The organism is Enterobacter sp. 168J2 (assembly GCF_034107265.1).
Lineage (GTDB): Bacteria > Pseudomonadota > Gammaproteobacteria > Enterobacterales > Enterobacteriaceae > Enterobacter > Enterobacter nematophilus.
On the sequence record NZ_JAWNEB010000001.1, the window covers coordinates 277,190 to 294,759 of the forward strand.

18 protein-coding genes are annotated in these 17,570 nt (G+C 57.5%); 7 read left to right on the forward strand and 11 right to left on the reverse strand.

What is annotated here, in order from left to right:
* Complete coding sequence (gene gsiD / locus USG84_RS01310; RefSeq protein ID WP_061098769.1) at positions 1-912, forward strand: glutathione ABC transporter permease GsiD; 912 nt, start codon at positions 1-3, stop codon at positions 910-912.
* A 60-nt stretch (positions 913-972) separates the two neighbouring features.
* Here the strand turns inward: gsiD and rimO are convergent, their stop codons facing one another.
* Positions 973-2,298, reverse strand: a complete 1,326-nt coding sequence (gene rimO, locus USG84_RS01315) for a 30S ribosomal protein S12 methylthiotransferase RimO (RefSeq protein WP_252002663.1) — start codon at positions 2,296-2,298, stop codon at positions 973-975.
* A 216-nt stretch (positions 2,299-2,514) separates the two neighbouring features.
* On the opposite strand from rimO, the gene bssR reads away from it, so the two are divergent.
* Positions 2,515-2,898, forward strand: a complete 384-nt coding sequence (gene bssR, locus USG84_RS01320; protein WP_028012482.1) for a biofilm formation regulator BssR — start codon at positions 2,515-2,517, stop codon at positions 2,896-2,898.
* A gap of 108 nt (positions 2,899-3,006) precedes the next feature.
* Positions 3,007-4,125 (forward strand): PQQ-dependent sugar dehydrogenase, encoded by a 1,119-nt coding sequence (locus USG84_RS01325; RefSeq protein ID WP_253541350.1) that lies wholly within the window; start codon positions 3,007-3,009, stop codon positions 4,123-4,125.
* On the opposite strand, the gene USG84_RS01330 is transcribed toward USG84_RS01325, so the two are convergent.
* The gene (locus tag USG84_RS01330; RefSeq protein ID WP_061098766.1) at positions 4,126-4,752 is read right to left on the reverse strand and encodes a glutathione S-transferase family protein; all 627 of its coding nucleotides are present in this window, start codon (positions 4,750-4,752) and stop codon (positions 4,126-4,128) included.
* 240 nt (positions 4,753-4,992) lie between these two features.
* Between USG84_RS01330 and dacC the strand changes: the two genes are divergently transcribed.
* Positions 4,993-6,198: a serine-type D-Ala-D-Ala carboxypeptidase gene (dacC, locus tag USG84_RS01335; RefSeq protein WP_151412792.1), complete on the forward strand. Its 1,206-nt coding sequence runs from the start codon at positions 4,993-4,995 to the stop codon at positions 6,196-6,198.
* Positions 6,199-6,259: 61 nt separating this feature from the next.
* On the opposite strand, the gene deoR is transcribed toward dacC, so the two are convergent.
* The 3 genes from deoR to USG84_RS01350 all read right to left on the reverse strand — a co-directional run bounded on the left by deoR (position 6,260) and on the right by USG84_RS01350 (position 8,429).
* Positions 6,260-7,018, reverse strand: a complete 759-nt coding sequence (deoR, locus tag USG84_RS01340) for a DNA-binding transcriptional repressor DeoR (protein ID WP_047368171.1) — start codon at positions 7,016-7,018, stop codon at positions 6,260-6,262.
* A gap of 66 nt (positions 7,019-7,084) precedes the next feature.
* On the reverse strand, positions 7,085-7,693 hold the full coding sequence (ybjG, locus tag USG84_RS01345; RefSeq protein ID WP_151412793.1) for an undecaprenyl-diphosphate phosphatase: 609 nt from the start codon (positions 7,691-7,693) through the stop codon (positions 7,085-7,087).
* Positions 7,694-7,700: 7 nt separating this feature from the next.
* The gene (locus tag USG84_RS01350) at positions 7,701-8,429 is read right to left on the reverse strand and encodes a phosphatase PAP2 family protein (protein WP_151412794.1); all 729 of its coding nucleotides are present in this window, start codon (positions 8,427-8,429) and stop codon (positions 7,701-7,703) included.
* Positions 8,430-8,597: 168 nt separating this feature from the next.
* Between USG84_RS01350 and USG84_RS01355 the strand changes: the two genes are divergently transcribed.
* Positions 8,598-9,830, forward strand: a complete 1,233-nt coding sequence (locus USG84_RS01355; RefSeq protein ID WP_151412795.1) for an MFS transporter — start codon at positions 8,598-8,600, stop codon at positions 9,828-9,830.
* Positions 9,831-9,890: 60 nt separating this feature from the next.
* On the opposite strand, the gene USG84_RS01360 is transcribed toward USG84_RS01355, so the two are convergent.
* Both USG84_RS01360 and USG84_RS01365 read right to left on the reverse strand, forming a co-directional pair.
* Entirely contained in the window at positions 9,891-10,703 is an 813-nt protein-coding gene (locus USG84_RS01360; RefSeq protein ID WP_151412796.1) for a Cof-type HAD-IIB family hydrolase, read from the reverse strand.
* On the reverse strand, positions 10,693-11,907 hold the full coding sequence (locus USG84_RS01365; protein WP_320738112.1) for an MFS transporter: 1,215 nt from the start codon (positions 11,905-11,907) through the stop codon (positions 10,693-10,695). The genes USG84_RS01360 and USG84_RS01365 overlap by 11 nt, the downstream gene beginning before the upstream one ends.
* An 81-nt stretch (positions 11,908-11,988) precedes the next feature.
* On the opposite strand from USG84_RS01365, the gene USG84_RS01370 reads away from it, so the two are divergent.
* Positions 11,989-12,540, forward strand: a complete 552-nt coding sequence (locus USG84_RS01370; protein WP_045327381.1) for a TetR/AcrR family transcriptional regulator — start codon at positions 11,989-11,991, stop codon at positions 12,538-12,540.
* A gap of 21 nt (positions 12,541-12,561) precedes the next feature.
* Here the strand turns inward: USG84_RS01370 and arsC are convergent, their stop codons facing one another.
* The 3 genes from arsC to USG84_RS01385 are packed head-to-tail and all read right to left on the reverse strand — an operon-like array spanning position 12,562 to position 14,656.
* Positions 12,562-12,993: a glutaredoxin-dependent arsenate reductase gene (gene arsC / locus USG84_RS01375; RefSeq protein ID WP_151412797.1), complete on the reverse strand. Its 432-nt coding sequence runs from the start codon at positions 12,991-12,993 to the stop codon at positions 12,562-12,564.
* Positions 12,994-13,005: 12 nt separating this feature from the next.
* Entirely contained in the window at positions 13,006-14,295 is a 1,290-nt protein-coding gene (locus USG84_RS01380; protein ID WP_253541354.1) for an arsenic transporter, read from the reverse strand.
* Positions 14,296-14,335: 40 nt separating this feature from the next.
* The gene (locus USG84_RS01385; RefSeq protein ID WP_151412798.1) at positions 14,336-14,656 is read right to left on the reverse strand and encodes a metalloregulator ArsR/SmtB family transcription factor; all 321 of its coding nucleotides are present in this window, start codon (positions 14,654-14,656) and stop codon (positions 14,336-14,338) included.
* 167 nt (positions 14,657-14,823) lie between these two features.
* Between USG84_RS01385 and USG84_RS01390 the strand changes: the two genes are divergently transcribed.
* Positions 14,824-15,468, forward strand: a complete 645-nt coding sequence (locus USG84_RS01390; protein ID WP_151412799.1) for a hypothetical protein — start codon at positions 14,824-14,826, stop codon at positions 15,466-15,468.
* Between the two features lie 403 nt (positions 15,469-15,871).
* Here the strand turns inward: USG84_RS01390 and USG84_RS01395 are convergent, their stop codons facing one another.
* On the reverse strand, positions 15,872-17,557 hold the full coding sequence (locus tag USG84_RS01395; RefSeq protein WP_014169303.1) for an aspartate:alanine antiporter: 1,686 nt from the start codon (positions 17,555-17,557) through the stop codon (positions 15,872-15,874).
* Positions 17,558-17,570: the final 13 nt, after the last annotated feature.

Below are 17,570 nucleotides of genomic sequence, written 5' to 3' on the forward strand. Positions count from 1 at the left end.
ATGCGATTGTTGAACTGGCGGCGTCAGGCCGTTTTGAACGCGATGCCGGGGCTGAAACCGGAGCATGTCCGCACGCCGTGGTCCGAATTCTGGCGGCGTTTTCGCCGTCAGCCGGTTGCGATGGCGGCGGGGCTGTTCGTGCTGGTGCTGATTGCGGTGGCGATCGTTGCGCCGTGGGTAGCGCCGTTTGATGCGGAAAACTACTTTGATTACGACCGCCTGAACGACGGCCCCTCAATGCTGCACTGGTTCGGCGTGGACTCACTCGGCCGCGATATCTTCAGCCGCGTGCTGGTGGGGGCGCAGATCTCGCTTGCCGCCGGAGTCGTCGCGGTACTGATCGGCGCGGCCATCGGCACCGTGCTGGGGCTCGTCGCCGGGTATTACGAAGGCTGGTGGGACCGCATCATCATGCGCATCTGCGACGTGCTGTTTGCTTTCCCCGGCATTCTGCTGGCGATTGCCGTGGTGGCGATCATGGGGAGCGGTATGGCGAACGTCATCATTGCGGTGGCGGTCTTCTCGATTCCGGCCTTCGCCCGTCTGGTGCGCGGCAACACGCTGGTGCTGAAGCAGCAGACGTTTATCGAGTCCGCCCGCAGCATGGGGGCCAGCGATGCCACGATCCTGTTCAGCCATATTCTGCCGGGGACCGTGTCGTCCATCGTAGTCTATTTTACCATGCGTATCGGCGTGTCGATTATTTCGGCGGCGAGCCTGTCGTTTCTGGGTTTGGGGGCGCAGCCTCCGACGCCGGAGTGGGGCGCGATGCTGAACGAGGCGAGGGCGGATATGGTGATTGCGCCACACGTGGCGATCTTCCCGAGTCTGGCGATTTTTCTGACCGTGCTGGCGTTTAACCTGCTGGGGGACGGGCTGCGCGATGCGCTGGATCCGAGGATTAAGGGGTAGTGCAGTGAAATGTGCCGGGTGGCGGCTACGCCTTACCCGGCCTACAACAGAGGGGTGAGATTAAACCCGGCTACCCCACAGGTCATATTCATCCGCGTTTTCTACCTTCACGCGAATAATATCACCCGGCTTAACGTTGGTTTCGCCGTTCAGGTACACCGCGCCGTCGATTTCGGGGGCATCCGCCATGCTGCGGCCAATCGCGCCTTCTTCGTCCACCTCGTCGATGATAACCATGATCTCACGGCCCACTTTCTCCTGCAGACGCTCGGCGGAGATCTGCTGCTGCAGCTGCATGAAGCGGTTCCAGCGCTCTTCTTTCACCTCTTCCGGCACCTGATCCGCCAGCTCGTTGGCGGTTGCGCCTTCTACCGGGCTGTACTTGAAGCAGCCTACGCGGTCAAGACGCGCTTCTTTCAGGAAGTCGAGCAGCATCTGGAAATCTTCTTCGGTTTCACCAGGGAAGCCGACGATGAAGGTGGAGCGCAGGGTCAGTTCCGGGCAGATCTCGCGCCACTGCTTGATGCGCGCCAGCTGGCGGTCAACGGAGCCTGGACGCTTCATCAGCTTCAGGATGCGCGGGCTGGCGTGCTGCAGCGGGATATCCAGATACGGCAGGATTTTGCCTTCCGCCATCAGCGGGATCACGTCGTCAACGTGCGGGTAAGGGTAGACGTAGTGCAGTCGCGTCCAGATACCGAGCTTGGACAGCTGCTCGCACAGGCCGACCATGCTGGTTTTCACCGGCTCGCCGTTGTGGAACCCGGAGCGGTGCTTGACGTCCACGCCGTAGGCCGAGGTGTCCTGGGAAATCACCAGCAGCTCCTTCACGCCCGCATCGGCCAGACGTTTAGCTTCCGCCAGCACTTCGCCAATCGGACGGCTCACCAGATCGCCACGCATGGACGGGATAATGCAGAAGGTGCAGCGATGGTTGCAGCCTTCGGAAATTTTCAGGTAGGCGTAGTGACGCGGCGTCAGCTTCACGCCCTGTTCCGGCACTAGGCTCAGGAACGGGTTGTGCTTCGGTTTTGGCACGTAGTGATGAACATGTTCCAGCACCTGCTCGTAGCTGTGCGGGCCGGTGATCTCCAGCACCTTCGGGTGCACTTCGCGGATTTGATCCACTTTCGCGCCCAGACAGCCGGTAACAATCACTTTGCCGTTTTCCGTCAGGGCTTCACCGATGGCTTCCAGTGACTCCTGCACCGCGCTGTCGATAAAGCCGCAGGTGTTAACGATCACCATATCGGCGTTGTCGTAGCTTGGCACCACGTCATAGCCTTCGGTGCGCAGTTCGGTCAGGATGCGTTCGGAATCCACCAGGTTTTTCGGACAGCCCAGGGAGACGAAGCCGATTTTCGGCTGGTGCGTAACATTGCTCATAGGTTAAAAATTCATCAATTATGGAGTTATCAGGGCGGGATTTTACAGCGTATCGCGTGGGATTTATACACTCTTTGCAAGCCGGATGGGTCGGGTAGAGGTTGTAACATTGTAAATAATGTTAATCGGTTAAGAATAATTGATCTCAGGCATTAAACTGTACAAAAAATGAACTTATTCTGAATGTGCAACATGGCTGACAGAGGAGGAAATAGCATGTCCGTTGACAGACTGAAACGCGATCTGCTTAACAAGCTGATCAACGCCCGAATCGACCTGGCCGCCTATCTGCAGCTCAGGAAGGCAAAGGGCTATATGTCAGTCAGCGAAAGCGAACATCTGCGTGATAATCTGTTTGAACTGTGTAATTTCATGCGTGAAAAAGCACCGACCCTGAAGGCGGAATACGATGAATGCGAGCTGATGGCGCTGCGTCGCGCCGCTGAGGTGCTCTCCATTGCAGGGGTATGTTTGATGAACGGACGCCACGACTGCCCGAATTTTATCGCTGTTAACGCGGAGAAGCTTGAAAACTGCCTGACAACGCTCTCTCTTTGCATCATGTGTCTTAACAAGCACGAGACGCTTGCACAGCACTGAGTTCGGGGGGAGGCAACTCCCCCCATCTGATTAAGCTTTTGTAAAAGTGGTAACGCGCCCGGAGGTAATGGCTAATCTTTATGCCATATGCCGAAAAAGGAGCGCGTTATGCCTCGATCCTCGTTGATTTTCCTGCCTGCATTGTTCATTCCGTTTTCGCTTCTTGCTGCGCCAGAGGCGATAAAGGTTGAGGTGCTGCAAAACCGACTCGATCACCCCTGGTCGATGGCGTTCCTGCCGGGCAATGATGGTTTACTGGTCACGCTTAAGGGCGGGCAGCTCAAGCGCTGGCAGGCCGGGAAAGGACTTTCCGATCCCATTGTCGGCGTGCCGAAGGTGTGGGCGAACGGCCAGGGAGGACTCCTGGACGTGGTGCTGGCGCCGGATTTTGAAAAGTCGCGCCGCGTCTGGCTGAGCTACGCCGAAGCCGGGCATGACGGCAAGGCCGGAACGGCGGTGGGCTATGGCCGCCTGAGCGACGATCTTTCCCGCATCGAGGGATTCCAGGTGGTGTTCCGCCAGATGCCGAAACTCTCTACCGGTAACCATTTTGGTGGGCGACTGGTGTTCGACGGCAAAGGGTATCTCTTTATCGGACTCGGCGAGAACAACCAGCGCCCGACGGCGCAGGATCTGGACAAGCTGCAGGGTAAAGTGGTGCGCCTCACCGAAGACGGCAAAATCCCTGAGGATAACCCCTTTGTGAACACCTCCGGCGCGCGGCCTGAAATCTGGTCCTACGGCATTCGTAACCCGCAGGGGATGGCGATGAACCCGTGGAGCGACACGCTTTGGCTGAACGAGCACGGCCCGCGCGGCGGGGATGAAATCAACATCCCCGAGAAGGGTAAAAATTACGGCTGGCCGCTGGCGACGCACGGCATCAACTACAGCGGGCTGAAAATTCCGGAAGCCAAAGGCGAGCACGTTGAGGGCGCCGAAAAGCCGCTGTTTGTCTGGAAAGTGTCGCCCGCGGTCAGCGGCATGGCGTTCTACAACAGCGACGTGTTCCCGCAGTGGAAAAACAAGCTGTTTATTGGGGCGCTGAAGGAAAAGGACGTGATCGTGCTGAGCGTGGACGGCAATAAGGTTACGGAGGACGGGCGGATCCTGGGCGACCGGGAGCAACGTATTCGCGATGTGCGGGTGGGGCCGGATGGCTATCTGTATGTCCTGACCGACGAAACGGACGGGCAGCTATTAAAAGTTAGCCCGTCCGGTGCGTAATCAGGTTACCGGGATCATCACCACGTTACGGTACGCCGGGCGCTCGCTAAGCTGCTTAAGCCAGCGGTCAAGGTTAGGGCGCGGCGTCCATTTCAGACCGAGGTTAGTCAGGTTCCAGACGAACGGCGCTACGGCGATATCGCCCACGCCGAACGCCTCGCCGGAGAACCAGGCGTGCTTCGCCAGCTCATCGTCCATCATGGCAAACAGGTTTTCGCAGGCATCCTGCGCGGCGTGAATGGCAGGGTAGTCGCGCTCGGCCTCAGGGGTTCTGACTAACCCCATCAGGATCACGCGGTGGGTGGGTGAAAGCGTCTGGTTCGCCCAGTCCATCCACTTCTCACCCTGCGCGCGCTGCGCCGGGTTTTCAACCCACAGGCGGCCAAGACCGTACTGGGCGGCGAGGTAACGCACAATGGTGTTGGACTCCCAAAGCGTCGCGTCTGTTTCGTCATCGCGCAGCAGCGGCACCAGGCCGTTCGGGTTCATCGCCAGATAGTCGGCCTCTTTGTTCACGCCGAACGACATGCCAGCCATGATTTGGTTAAACGGTAAATCCAGTTCCTCCAGCGTCCAGAGCACTTTCTTAACGTTGGTCGAATTGTTTCTGCCCCACAGCGTAATCATATTTACTCCTGATGAGTGTGAATCCGGGTCGGCTTTTTGCCATGGTGAGATAAACCTAACAATTACGCAACAGAAGACAAAAAAATCGCCTGAATCAAAGCGTAAATGAATGTTATTGCATAAACTTTAATAACTTTACCCTCGTTGGGTTTCTTTAACCGTTTTAGTGCGCTATTACTCATCGCTTCTTGCGACACGGTGATGTGACGTAATTTTTGAATGGACACTCGGGTGGCATTTATGACGCGAAAAATGACTTCTCTGCGCAGCCTGGCGGCAGGCTCTGCGCTCCTTTTCCTGTTTGCACCAACACTCTACGCGGCTGAACAGGCTGCGCCCGAAGCGCCGCCTGTGGACGCGCGCGCCTGGATCCTGATGGACTATTCCAGCGGTAAGGTGCTGGTGGAAGGCAATGCGGATGAGAAACTCGATCCGGCCAGCCTGACCAAAATTATGACCAGCTATGTGGTCGGGCAGGCGTTAAAAGCGGGCAAGATCAAGCTGGACGATATGGTCACCATCGGGAAGGACGCCTGGGCGACCGGCAACCCGGCGCTGCGGGGCTCGTCGGTGATGTTCCTGAAGCCTGGCGATCAGGTCTCCGTCTCCGATCTGAACAAAGGGGTAATCATTCAATCGGGAAATGATGCATGCATCGCGCTGGCCGACTACGTTGCCGGCAGTCAGGATTCTTTCATTGGTTTGATGAATGGCTATGCGCAGAAGCTCGGCTTAACCAACACCACCTTCAAAACGGTTCACGGCCTGGATGCGCCGGGACAGTTCAGCACCGCGCGCGACATGGCTCTGCTGGGGAAAGCGCTAATCCACGACGTGCCGGATGAATACGCCATCCACAAAGAGAAAGAGTTTACCTTCAACAAAATTCGCCAGCCGAACCGCAACCGCCTGCTGTGGAGCAGCAACGTCAACGTGGACGGAATGAAGACCGGCACCACGGCGGGCGCGGGCTACAACCTGGTGGCCTCCGCGACGCAGGGCGACATGCGCCTGATCTCGGTGGTGCTGGGTACCAAAACCGACCGCATCCGCTTTAACGAATCAGAAAAACTGCTGACCTGGGGCTTCCGCTTTTTTGAAACCGTGACGCCGATTAAACCGGACGCCACGTTCGTCAGCCAGCGCGTCTGGTTTGGTGACAAGAGCGAGGTGAATCTGGGGGCGGGTGAGGCCGGTTCCGTGACCATTCCGCGCGGTCAGCTGAAGAACCTGAAGGCCAGCTTTACCCTGACCGAGCCGCAGCTCACCGCGCCGCTGAAAAAAGGCCAGGTGGTCGGGACGATTGATTTCCAGCTAAACGGCAAGTCGATTGAACAACGTCCGCTGATTGTGATGGAAGCGGTGGAAGAGGGAGGCTTCTTCAGCCGGATGTGGGATTTCGTGTTGATGAAATTCCATAGCTGGTTTGGCAGCTGGTTCAGTTAAACCGGTTTTTCCCTCTCCCAGTGGGAGAGGGCCGGGGTGAGGGCGTCAGGCCGCACCCCTCTTAATACATTAACTTCACCTGCTGCGCCTTTGCATGGGCCACAATCTCGTCGTCCGGGCGGCAATCGCTGACGATGGCGTCAAACTGCGCCAGCTCGCCCATTCTTGCCGAACGCACCTTGCCAAACTTACTGTGATCGACCACCAGCACATGGTACTGCGCGGCATTTAGCGCCCAGTGCTTCACCGGCAGCTCCTCCAGATTAAAGCAGGTTGCACCCTGGCGGACGTTCACGCCTGCGGCGGAATAAAACGCGATGTCCGGGCATAAATTGCTGAGCGTGTCCTGCAGGTTAAGCGGCTTAAATATGGCGTTGCTGGCGTGAAACTCGCCGCCGCAGAGGATCACCCGGCACTCGGGTTTCTCCTGAAGCGCCAGAAAGGTGTTCAGGGAGTAGCACACGGCGGTAAAGGGAATGCTGCTGTCGATGGCTTCGATAATCCACGGCGTGGTGGTGCCGCAGTCAAAAAACAGCGTCTGGTGTGGCTGGACCAGCGTGGCCGCAAGGCGAGCGGCTTTGCGCTTCTCTTCAACCAGCCGCGTCTTCTGGTCGCTGATCAGATAATGGCTGGCGCTGCGCGGCTCAAGGACGATGTACCCGCCCAGCAGCACCACGGGGGCGCTGTCGCTGTTCAGATCGCGACGGATGGTCATCTCTGAGACGCCGAGGAGGTTGGCGGCTTCCTTCAGATGCAGCTTATCGCTGCGCTTCAGCGCCTGTAGCAGCTGAGCAATGCGGTCATCGCGTCGTGTTTCCATAGTTCCTCGGGATAAAAAAGTGAGCCCCCGCAGGGCGGGGGCTCAGTGTAACCTGTCCGGTTGGGGTTAGTCACGTATCCAGCCTTTGCGGATCGGGATGGCAAAAATGGCGCGATACAGCGAAGAGAGCCCCCGGTAGAGCGCCTCACCGAAGAGATTCCACAGGATAGCCGCGCTCACGCAGCCAATCAGCCCCACCAGGAAACCGCCGACCATATCCAGCGGCCAGTGGACGCCGAGATAGACGCGCGACCAGGCGATGGCCACAGCGACCACCATCAGCACTGCGCCGGACCACAGACGATGCCAGAACAGGAAAGCCAGCGCGAAGGTGAAGATAACCGTACCGTGATCGCTCGGGAAGGAGTCATCCGGCGCGTGGTGCAGGAAGGTGTAGCCAACGCGATCGACAAAAGGACGATCGTGCGGGAACGCGTGGCCGAGAATATAGCTGACCAGCACGCTAACCCCGAGCGCCATCGCGACTTTGATCACCAGCTGGCGCTGCGCCTTGACCTGGCTGCGGGGCCCCCACAGCCAGAGAATGGCTGCCAGCGCAGGCACGATGCTGATAAGGTCTTTCGCCAGGAAGGTGGCAAAATCAATCATCCACTCTGGCGAGGCCGGGGTGGCGTTGATCAGATAAAACAGCTGATAATTCAGATTCTCTAGCATAGCGTAATCACTCTTTTGCAAACCGGGTGGAAACCAGCCCGTAGACCGCCACCTGGGAAAACCAGACCCACCACCCGGCCCACAGGTTGTGAGAGAAAAAATGTGCCCCGCGCATCACCTGGCCGAAGCCCATCGCCAGGCCCAGAACCGCGCCAAGGACCACAAAGCTCCAGGCGAGACGCGGACGCTCGCGCCAGAAGGCAAAAAACAGCCCCATCACCATAAAGCCGCTGGAGGAATGACCTCCGGGGAAACAGCGCCCCGGGCCGCTGTCTGCCGGGACGGCGCTGAACAGGGGGTAAGACACTGCCTTACCGCCATATTCCACCAGATCCCACGGGCAGCTGTGGTGGCTGATGCTTTTCAGCACGCCGACCACCAGCGCGCCAAGCCCCATCAGCAGCGCGGCGGTAACCAGCCTTGCGTTACGTTTGTAAGCGCCGTAAAGCAGCGCCACGGCGCCTAAGGCAATCGCAATGTACTTCGCCAGACGATGGTTCAGCAGATCCAGCAGGTGGTCTTTCTGCAGCGGGAAAGTCTGCGTCGCCGCGTCATACCAAAAGCCGGTGGTCCATCTGTCGAGCGCTTCATCGCGCGAAAGCCACGTAAACGCCACGGCAAGGGCTAACAGCACTAAAAGCTGATAACCATAAAAGCGGGGCGGTAAGCGGTAAAGTCGTTTTGTCTTATTTGTCTGTAAGTTAGACAATTCTGAGCGGCGGGAGGTGAGTGCCATAATATGAGGTCGTTGACGAATAATCGGGCTATCATAAATCTGTCAACTTAAGGAAACCTTAAACGAAGACGATATGTGCTTTATTTCTGTTTCTCCTCGATAAATCACTATCTCGGGCAGCGGCATTTCATTACACTCGTCGCGATTTTGTCATTATAAAGAGATTGCATGTTAAACCGTTCTACTTCTGGTTCACGTCTGGGTCGTCAGGCGTTGCTTTTCCCCCTGTGTCTGGTGCTCTACGAATTCTCTACCTATATCGGCAACGATATGATCCAGCCCGGTATGCTGGCCGTTGTGGAGCAGTACAACGCGGGAATTGAGTGGGTGCCGACCTCCATGACCGCCTATCTGGCCGGCGGCATGTTTTTGCAGTGGCTGTTAGGCCCGCTGTCGGATCGTATTGGCCGCCGCCCGGTAATGCTGACGGGCGTGGTGTGGTTTATCGTCACCTGCCTCGCCACGCTGCTGGCGCAAAACATTGAACAATTTACCCTGCTGCGCTTCCTGCAGGGGGTCAGCCTGTGCTTTATCGGCGCCGTGGGGTATGCCGCCATTCAGGAGTCGTTTGAAGAGGCGGTGTGCATCAAAATTACCGCGCTGATGGCGAACGTGGCGCTGATCGCCCCCTTACTCGGGCCGCTGGTGGGCGCCGCCTGGGTGCACGTTGCGCCGTGGGAAGGGATGTTTGTGCTCTTTGCCGTTCTCGCCGCCATCGCGTTCTTCGGCCTGCACCGGGCGATGCCGGAAACGGCTACCCGTCTGGGTGAAAAACTCTCGCTCAAAGAGCTGGGCCGGGATTACAAAGCAGTGCTGAAAAATGGCCGCTTTGTGGCGGGCGCGCTGGCGACCGGGTTCGTTAGCCTGCCGCTGCTGGCGTGGATCGCGCAGTCGCCGGTTATTATCATCAGCGGCGAACAGCTCAGCAGCTACGAGTACGGCCTGCTGCAGGTGCCGATCTTTGGCGCGCTGATTATCGGTAACCTGGTGCTGGCCCGTCTGACGTCTCGCCGCACCGTGCGTTCCCTGATTATCATGGGCGGCTGGCCGATTGCGGCAGGGCTGATTCTGGCGGCGGTAGCGACCGTCGCGTCATCCCACGCCTACCTGTGGATGACGGCGGGGCTGAGCATTTATGCCTTCGGGATTGGCGTGGCGAACGCGGGCCTGGTGCGCCTGACCCTGTTTGCGAGCGAGATGAGCAAAGGTACGGTCTCCGCGGCGATGGGTATGCTGCAGATGCTGATTTTTACCGTCGGTATAGAGGTGAGCAAGCACGCTTACGCGCTGGGCGGCAACGGTCTGTTCAGCCTGTTTAACCTCGCCAACGGCGCGCTGTGGGTTGGCCTGATGGTGGTGTTCCTGAAGGACAAACGCGTCGGCAACGCCCTGCAACCATAATCTTTTTTCCCTCTCCCCTTTGGGGAGAGGGTTAGGGTGAGGTCACCAGACCGAACGCTATCAATTAAACGGCGCCTCTCCCTCCAGCACCTTCTCAATCACGTTTAAAACGCCTTCCTCGTTATTGTTCGGCGCTTCAAAACGCGCCTCCGCCTTAATATGCGGCCTGGCATTCGCCATCGCAAAGCTGAACCCGGACTGGCGCAGCATCTCCACGTCGTTGCCGCTGTCGCCAAAGGCCACCACCTCGCTGTCCTCGATGCCCCAGCACGCTTGCAGGATCCGCAGGCCGTTGGCTTTATGTACGCCGGGGATAATCAGGTCAATGCTGCCGTGACCGGTGGTGACGGGCACCATAATGTCACTCAGCTTTTCATGCAGCAGCGCCTGAATGCGCGGAATTTCGTCATCGGAAACGTTGAGCCCGAACTTGAAGAAGATGTCGTTCAGGCTGTCGAAATCCTGCACCCTTTCGAGGCGGTGGTAATATTTTGACGCGATATCAATGAAGGCATCGTCATAGGCCTTAAGCGTGTAGGCGCTGCCTTTCCCGCAGGCGATAATTTCAATGCCGGGAACATCGTTTAAGACGGTGGCCACGGTGGTGAAATGCGCTTTTGTCAGCTCGCCGTTGAACACGTCTTCCCCGGCATCGACCACCCAACCGCCGTTTTCGGCGACGAACGCAATTTCATGCGCAATCTCCGGGAAAAAGGAGATCAGCTGGTAATACTGGTTGCCGCTGGCGACCACGAAGCGAATGCCTTGCTCCTTCATGCGCGCATACTGCGCCAGAAAGCGCGGGCGGTTATAGGTCTTGGCATCACTCAGGAATGTGCCATCCATGTCGACGGCGATCAGTTTAACGCTCATATCCCTTCTCCATTGACGTTTGTTCCGTTTCCGGCTTTGCCACCGCGCGCGCCACCAGCGCCGCGATGATAACCAACCCTAACACCACCAGCATGGCGCTGCGCAGCCCGTAGTGCTCGCCGAGGAAACCAAGCAGCGGCGGCCCGACCAGGAAGGCGAGGTAGCCCGTGGTTGCCACCACGCTGACGCGGGTCGGGGCATCCGGACCGGTGTCGCTGGCAGCTGAAATGGTCAGCGGGAAGCCGAGCGACGCGCCCAGTCCCCAGAGGATCACCGAGACCCCGGCAATCCAGTCCACGTCCACAAAGACGATCATAGCAATGCCCAGGCCGCCGAGCAGGGCGCTGGCGCGCACCACCGCCACGCGGCTGTAGCGGTCGATAAACCAGCCGCCGGTGAAGCGACCCACGGTCATCCCCAGCGTAAACCCGGCGTAAATCAGCGAGCCGGAGGTCGGGCTAAAGCCGTGACCGTCCACCATCAGCAGCGGCAGCCAGTCGTTGGCGGAACCTTCCGCGAAGGCCATCGCCAGCACCACCACGCCGATGAGCATCAGCTGGAAATCGCGGTAGAAGGGCAGCCCTTTTTCCGTCGAATGCTGTTCTTCAGCGGAATTCTTGCCGGTGCCGTTCGGGATCGCCCGGATGCCGGTCAGGATCGGAATGATGCACACCAGCGCCGCCAGCAGGATATGCAGGTTCGCGCTCACGCCAGTGGCCGTCAGCGCCATTCCCACGCCCGCGCCGGCGAGCGTGCCGAGGCTGTAAAAGCCGTGCATCATGGGCAGCACGGTTTTGTTCATCTCGCGCTCGACCGCTGCCCCTTCAACGTTAATTGCCACCTCTGCCGAGCCGAAGCTGCCGCCAAATACCGTCAGCCCCAGGGCAAACAGCACCGGCGAGGCAAACCACAGCGCCACGCTCAGCACCATCATCCCGAAGACCGCGAAGCACATGGTGGTGCGGATCACCGCCCGTGTGCCAAAGCGCTTAACCAGCCACGCGGAGCAGAGAATGCCGCTCATTGAGCCTATCGACAGGCCGAACAGCACGATGCCCATCTCCGCGGTGGAGACGGACAAAATATCGCGAATGGCGGGCGTACGCGTGGCCCAGGAGGCCATCAGCAGACCGGGAATAAAGAAGAACATAAACAGCGCCCACATGCGGAGCTGCAGGGCTTTACGGGGAGAGGTCAGCGTCATTGGGGTAGCACCAGAAGTACAACAGTAGCGACAACACTAGCAAGTTTGTGTACATTTGTACACAAACCACGTGAGGAATTTATGAGCAGACCACCGAACGATCCGCATCGCCGGGAGAAGATCCTGCAGGCAACGCTGGACACCATTGCTGAGCACGGGATTCACGCCGTTACGCACCGTAAAATCGCCACCTGCGCGGGCGTGCCGCTGGGGTCGATGACCTACTATTTCGACGGCATGGAGCCGCTGCTGGAGGAGGCCTTCACGTGGTTTACCCGGCAGATGTCGCAGCAGTACCGGGATTTCTTCGCGGGCGTCACCGGCCCGGAAATGGCGTGTGAATCCATCACCACGCTGATCCACAGCTCGCAGGTGACCACGCCGCACAACATGGCGCTGATGTATCAGCTCTACGCCTTTATGCACCGCAGCGCGGCGCTAAAAACGGTAATGCAGGACTGGATGAAGATGAGCCAGACCACGCTGGAGCAGTGGTTCGACCCGGTTACCACCCGCGCGCTGGATGCGTTTATCGAAGGGATGACGCTGCACTATGTGACCGACCGGGCACCGTTAACCCGCGAAGAGATTCGGGCTATGGTGGGGAGAATTGCGGGCGAGGAAAACCCTTAGGCATCACTCGCCCTGCCTGTTTTACCTGCGTTCGATTTTTTTCCCGCTGGCGTCCACGACGGTTTCGCCATCCTCTTTGGTAAACGCTCCTTTCTGCGCGTCCGGCAGGATGTCGAGGACGACTTCAGACGGGCGGCACAGGCGGGTGCCCAGCGGCGTCACCACAATCGGACGGTTAATCAGGATCGGGTATTGGAGCATGAAGTCTATAAGCTGGTCGTCGGTGAAATTATCTTCAGCAAGACCGAGCTGTTCATACGGCTCCACGTTTTTGCGCAGCAGATCCCGCACCGAAATGCCCATATCGGCAATCAGGGTGGTCAGCCTATCGCGCGACGGCGGGGTTTCCAGATAGAGGATAATCTCCGGCTCCGCGCCGCTGTTGCGGATCATCTCCAGCGTATTGCGCGAGGTGCCGCATGCCGGGTTGTGATAAATGGTGATGTGGCTCATATCAGTGGCTCATTACAGTGTGAAGGAGAGACGTAGCGCCAGTGCGGCGAGCGTCACAAACAGGACCGGCAGCGTCATGATGATGCCCGTCCGGAAATAGTAGCCCCAGGTTATCGTCATATTTTTCTGCGCCAGCACGTGGAGCCAGAGCAGGGTAGCGAGGCTGCCGATAGGCGTGATTTTTGGCCCCAGATCGCAGCCAATCACGTTGGCGTAAATCATCGCGTCCTTGATCAATCCTGTTGCCGTGCTGCCCTCGATGGAGAGCGCGCCAATCAGCACCGTGGGCATATTGTTCATTATGGATGACAGGAACGCGGTGATGAACCCGGTTCCCAGCGTGGTGGCCCACAGCCCGTGTCCGGCCAGGCTATTCAGCACGCCTGTGAGAGAGTCCGTCAGCCCGGCATTACGCAGGCCATATACCACCAGATACATCCCAAGCGAGAAGATAACAATTTGCCACGGTGCGCCGCGCAGCACTTTTCCGGTGTTTATTGCATGTCCCCGCTTTGCGACAGCGAATAAAATCAGCGCGCCGACGGTCGCGATGGCGCTGACCGGAATGCCGAGAGGTTCAAGCACAAAGAAGCCAACGAGCAGAAGCAGCAGCACGACCCAGCCCGTTCTGAACGTCGGGAGATCGTGAATGGCCCGCGCGGGCTCCTGAAGTTTCGCCAGGTCATATTCCCGGGGAATTTCCTTGCGGAAGAAGAGGTGCAGCATCACCAGCGTTGCGGTAATCGCGGCGATATCAACGGGGAGCATCACCGAGGCGTATTCGCTGAACCCCAGCTTAAAGAAGTCTGCCGATACGATGTTGACCAGGTTCGACACAATCAGCGGCAGGCTGGCGGTATCGGCGATAAAGCCTGCCGCCATCACAAACGCCAGCGTGGCCTGCTTGCTGAACCCCAGCGCCAGCAGCATGGCGATGACGATAGGTGTCAGGATTAGCGCCGCGCCGTCATTGGCAAACAGCGCCGCCACGGCCGCACCCAGCAGGACGATATAAGTAAACAGCAATCGCCCGCGACCGTTTCCCCAGCGGGCTACGTGCAGCGCCGCCCACTCGAAAAAGCCGGACTCATCCAGCAGCAGGCTGATGATGATGACGGCGATAAACGTTGCCGTGGCGTTCCAGACGATATTCCAGACCACCGGAATATCGTTAATGTGAATCACGCCGCTGACCAGCGCCAGCGCGGCGCCAATGGTCGCGCTCCAGCCGATACTGAGCCCCCTGGGCTGCCAGATGACCAGCACCAGCGTAAACAGAAAAATTGCCCCTGCCAGAAACATCGCTCACTCCGTTATATCTGTTTTTGTGAATGTGTTTTGTTTAGCACGAACCCGGAAGCCGGTTTTTCAGCTTCATGCGCGTCTCTTCCCGCAGGCAGTTCCAGCTGGTGTCGATAACGGTTGCCGCCCATGCAGGCATGTTGGGAGAGAGACGGTAATGGACCCATTTCCCCTCGCGACGGTCGATAACCAGCCCGGACTCGCGCAGCAGAGCCATGTGGCGGGAGACTTTAGGCTGAGATTCGGCGGTGGCGGCGCAGAGATCGCAGACGCACAGCTCGCCGGCTTCGCGAAGCAGCATGACGATGGCGAGCCGCGTTTCGTCGGAGAGGGTTTTGAAGAGGTGGAGTGGGTGGAGCATGATCAAACCTGCGAGTAGTTAATACATATTCTATAAATCATATATGTTTGATGTGGGGGATGGAAGAGGGGAGGAGACCAGGCTGCTTTTAAACTGAAAAAATCGTCTGGAATCGCTAATGAGCTTTGGATATTCTTTGTGCGGGACAGGATGACTAAGAATGAGATATGGACGCTAAACAGGTTGCATTAGGGATTCTCGATGGGATCTCCTCCATACCAAATACCGCTTACCTGGGTGTTGTAAGAAGCTGGGAGGGAAGCGGATTTGCCGGGGATAGCGCTAAACAAAGAAACCAGGCTGAGACGGAGCGTTTTTTCTATATGCTCAAAAGTCTGGGTAATGCTGAGTCACCTTTACGCAGACTAATTACTATTGTTTTCACATCCTTTTATAAAAAACTCAATGATGAAGGTAAAAAGGCTGTAAACAATAAATTGGGTTACGGAGCCGGAAGTGTTGGTGGGCGAACAGCTGGACAGATCGTACTGGCACAGACAACCGCGAGTCTTATGTTGAATCGTCTGGCAATCGATCAGGCGTACAAACATTTTATCCGGTTTAGTGCTTCAGCAGCGTTAAACGTCGTTATGTTCCAGGGGATTATTGAAGAGTCAGCCAGAGCATCAAGAAGGATGAAAACCAAATATCCCTCTACGTACGCCATGGTGTCAAAAGAGAATCTGGATATGGTCTACTTCCTCGTTGAACAACAGCTAGAGCCTTACCTCGTGTTCATTGAAGGGCATCCTATTGATTGCAAAGGAATACAGAATGAAATTTGTAAAATCGTTAATGTCCCACGCAATTGAGGGAACTATCACCTTTCTGGCTGTGATTTTTGCTTTGGGGTCTTTCTTCTGGTTTGAAAGTACATGGTTGAAGCTCGCCGGATGTTTTGTGGCGTTGATAGCTGGCTATCTGCTTTCATACGCAGCGGCCAAAATTAGAGGTAGCTGAGCCTGGACTTTCGTGATGTGAAATTAAAACATTTTCCCTCCATTTTTGTCGGAATGGAGCCAACCGAATCGATTGAAAATTGTTTGCTATTTTCAGGCAACAAAAAACCCATCAACCTTGAACCAAAACGGCGGGGTTGATGGGCTCCACAAATTGGGGACATCAAAGAAAAGCAGTGGCACTAGTTATGACTGCCCCCTGCTAAAAAAGTTCTGCGCGTAACAAAAATTTTTTCATTACGCGCAAACTTAGGAGTTATCCGAGTCCAGGCCAGATGATGATAATCAGCGTACCCGCCAGCGTCAGCAGCACGTTGGCGATAGCGTACGTACCAGCATACCCCAGCGCCGGGATGTTGCTGCGCGCGGTATCGCTGATGATTTCCATTGCCGGCGCGCAGGTACGGGCCCCCATCATTGCCCCGAAGAGCAGGGCGCGGTTCATGCGCAGCACGTAGGCGCCGAACAGGAAGCAGATCACCACCGGCACCAGGCTGACGATAAGGCCGGACACCAGCATCTGCCAGCCGACGGCGCCCAGGCTGTGGCCGATGCCGCTGCCGGCGCTTAGGCCAACGCCCGCCATAAACACCATCAGACCGAACTCTTTCACCATGTTCAGCGCGCCCTGCGGAATATAGCCGAAGGTCGGGTGGTTGGCTCGCAGGAAGCCCAGCATGATCCCGGCGAACAGCAGCCCGGCGGCGTTACCGATGCCGAAGCTAAAGTTGCTGAACTGGAAGGTGATCATCCCGATCATCAGGCCAACAATGAAGAAGGCGCAGAAGGCCAGCAGGTCGGTGACCTGGCTGTGAATGGAGATAAAGCCGATGCGGTCGGCAACGGTTTTTACGCGTCGCGCGTCGCCGCTGACCTGCAGAACGTCGCCTTTGTTGAGCACGACGTTGTCGTCGATAGGCATTTCAATCTGGCTGCGGATCACGCGGTTGAGGAAGCAGCCGTGGTCGGTCAGCTTCAGCTGCGCCAGACGGCGGCCCACGGCGTTGTGGTTTTTCACCACAATTTCTTCGGTGACGATGCGCATGTCGAGCAGGTCGCGGTCGAACACCTCTTTGCCGTTACGGAAGCTCGGGTCGAGACGGGCGTGGGCGTCCGGGTAACCCACCAGCGCGATGTCGTCGCCCATCTGCAGCACCGCGTCGCCGTCCGGGTTCGCCAGAATGCCGTTGCGGCGGATACGTTCGATATAGCAGCCCGTCTGGCGGTAAATCCCCAGCTCGCGAAGATTTTTGCCGTCTGCCCATGCCACCAGCTCCGGCCCGACGCGATAGGCGCGGATCACCGGAAGATAGACTTTACGTTTGGAATCGGTATCCAGGCCGCGCTCGCGCGCGATTTGCTGGGCGCTGGTCTGCAGATCCTGGTGCTGCAGTTTTGGCAGGTAGCGCGCGCCAACGATCAGGCTCACCAGACCAATCAGATAGGTCAGGGCGTAGCCCAGGCTCAGGTGGTCGAGGGCGGTAGAGAGCTGCGCGCCGGCCATGCCGGAATGGCGAAGCGTATCACCAGCGCCCACGAGCACGGGGGTGGAGGTCATGGAACCGGCCAGCATACCGGCCGTAAGCCCGATATCCCAGCCAAACAGTTTGCCCAGCCCCAACGCGATCAGCAGCGCGCTGCCGACCATCACCAGCGCCAGCATCAGATAATTTTTGCCGTCGCGGAAGAAAATTGAAAAAAAGTTAGGTCCCGCTTCTACGCCAACGCAAAAAATAAACAGCATAAAACCTAAGTTCAGCGCGTCCGTGTTAATGCTGAAGTGCTGCTGGCCTAATAATAAGGAGACGACTAAAACGCCAATGGAATTACCGAGTTGAACCGAACCCAGGCGCAATTTACCCAGGCAAAGACCCAGCGCCAGTACCACAAATAATAACAGGATGTAATTCCCATTTAACAAGTCTGCGACGTTTATATTCACGGAGGCTAACTTC

Excerpts from the sequence above, each read along its gene's own strand:
- gsiD (WP_061098769.1), top strand. The coding sequence starts at position 1 with ATGCGATTGTTGAACTGGCGGCGTCAGGCCGTTTTGAACGCGATGCCG.
- rimO (WP_252002663.1), bottom strand. The coding sequence starts at position 2,298 with ATGAGCAATGTTACGCACCAGCCGAAAATCGGCTTCGTCTCCCTGGGC.
- bssR (WP_028012482.1), top strand. The coding sequence starts at position 2,515 with ATGTCCGTTGACAGACTGAAACGCGATCTGCTTAACAAGCTGATCAAC.
- USG84_RS01325 (WP_253541350.1), top strand. The coding sequence starts at position 3,007 with ATGCCTCGATCCTCGTTGATTTTCCTGCCTGCATTGTTCATTCCGTTT.
- USG84_RS01330 (WP_061098766.1), bottom strand. The coding sequence starts at position 4,752 with ATGATTACGCTGTGGGGCAGAAACAATTCGACCAACGTTAAGAAAGTG.
- dacC (WP_151412792.1), top strand. The coding sequence starts at position 4,993 with ATGACGCGAAAAATGACTTCTCTGCGCAGCCTGGCGGCAGGCTCTGCG.
- deoR (WP_047368171.1), bottom strand. The coding sequence starts at position 7,018 with ATGGAAACACGACGCGATGACCGCATTGCTCAGCTGCTACAGGCGCTG.
- ybjG (WP_151412793.1), bottom strand. The coding sequence starts at position 7,693 with ATGCTAGAGAATCTGAATTATCAGCTGTTTTATCTGATCAACGCCACC.
- USG84_RS01350 (WP_151412794.1), bottom strand. The coding sequence starts at position 8,429 with ATGGCACTCACCTCCCGCCGCTCAGAATTGTCTAACTTACAGACAAAT.
- USG84_RS01355 (WP_151412795.1), top strand. The coding sequence starts at position 8,598 with ATGTTAAACCGTTCTACTTCTGGTTCACGTCTGGGTCGTCAGGCGTTG.
- USG84_RS01360 (WP_151412796.1), bottom strand. The coding sequence starts at position 10,703 with ATGAGCGTTAAACTGATCGCCGTCGACATGGATGGCACATTCCTGAGT.
- USG84_RS01365 (WP_320738112.1), bottom strand. The coding sequence starts at position 11,907 with ATGACGCTGACCTCTCCCCGTAAAGCCCTGCAGCTCCGCATGTGGGCG.
- USG84_RS01370 (WP_045327381.1), top strand. The coding sequence starts at position 11,989 with ATGAGCAGACCACCGAACGATCCGCATCGCCGGGAGAAGATCCTGCAG.
- arsC (WP_151412797.1), bottom strand. The coding sequence starts at position 12,993 with ATGAGCCACATCACCATTTATCACAACCCGGCATGCGGCACCTCGCGC.
- USG84_RS01380 (WP_253541354.1), bottom strand. The coding sequence starts at position 14,295 with ATGTTTCTGGCAGGGGCAATTTTTCTGTTTACGCTGGTGCTGGTCATC.
- USG84_RS01385 (WP_151412798.1), bottom strand. The coding sequence starts at position 14,656 with ATGCTCCACCCACTCCACCTCTTCAAAACCCTCTCCGACGAAACGCGG.
- USG84_RS01390 (WP_151412799.1), top strand. The coding sequence starts at position 14,824 with ATGGACGCTAAACAGGTTGCATTAGGGATTCTCGATGGGATCTCCTCC.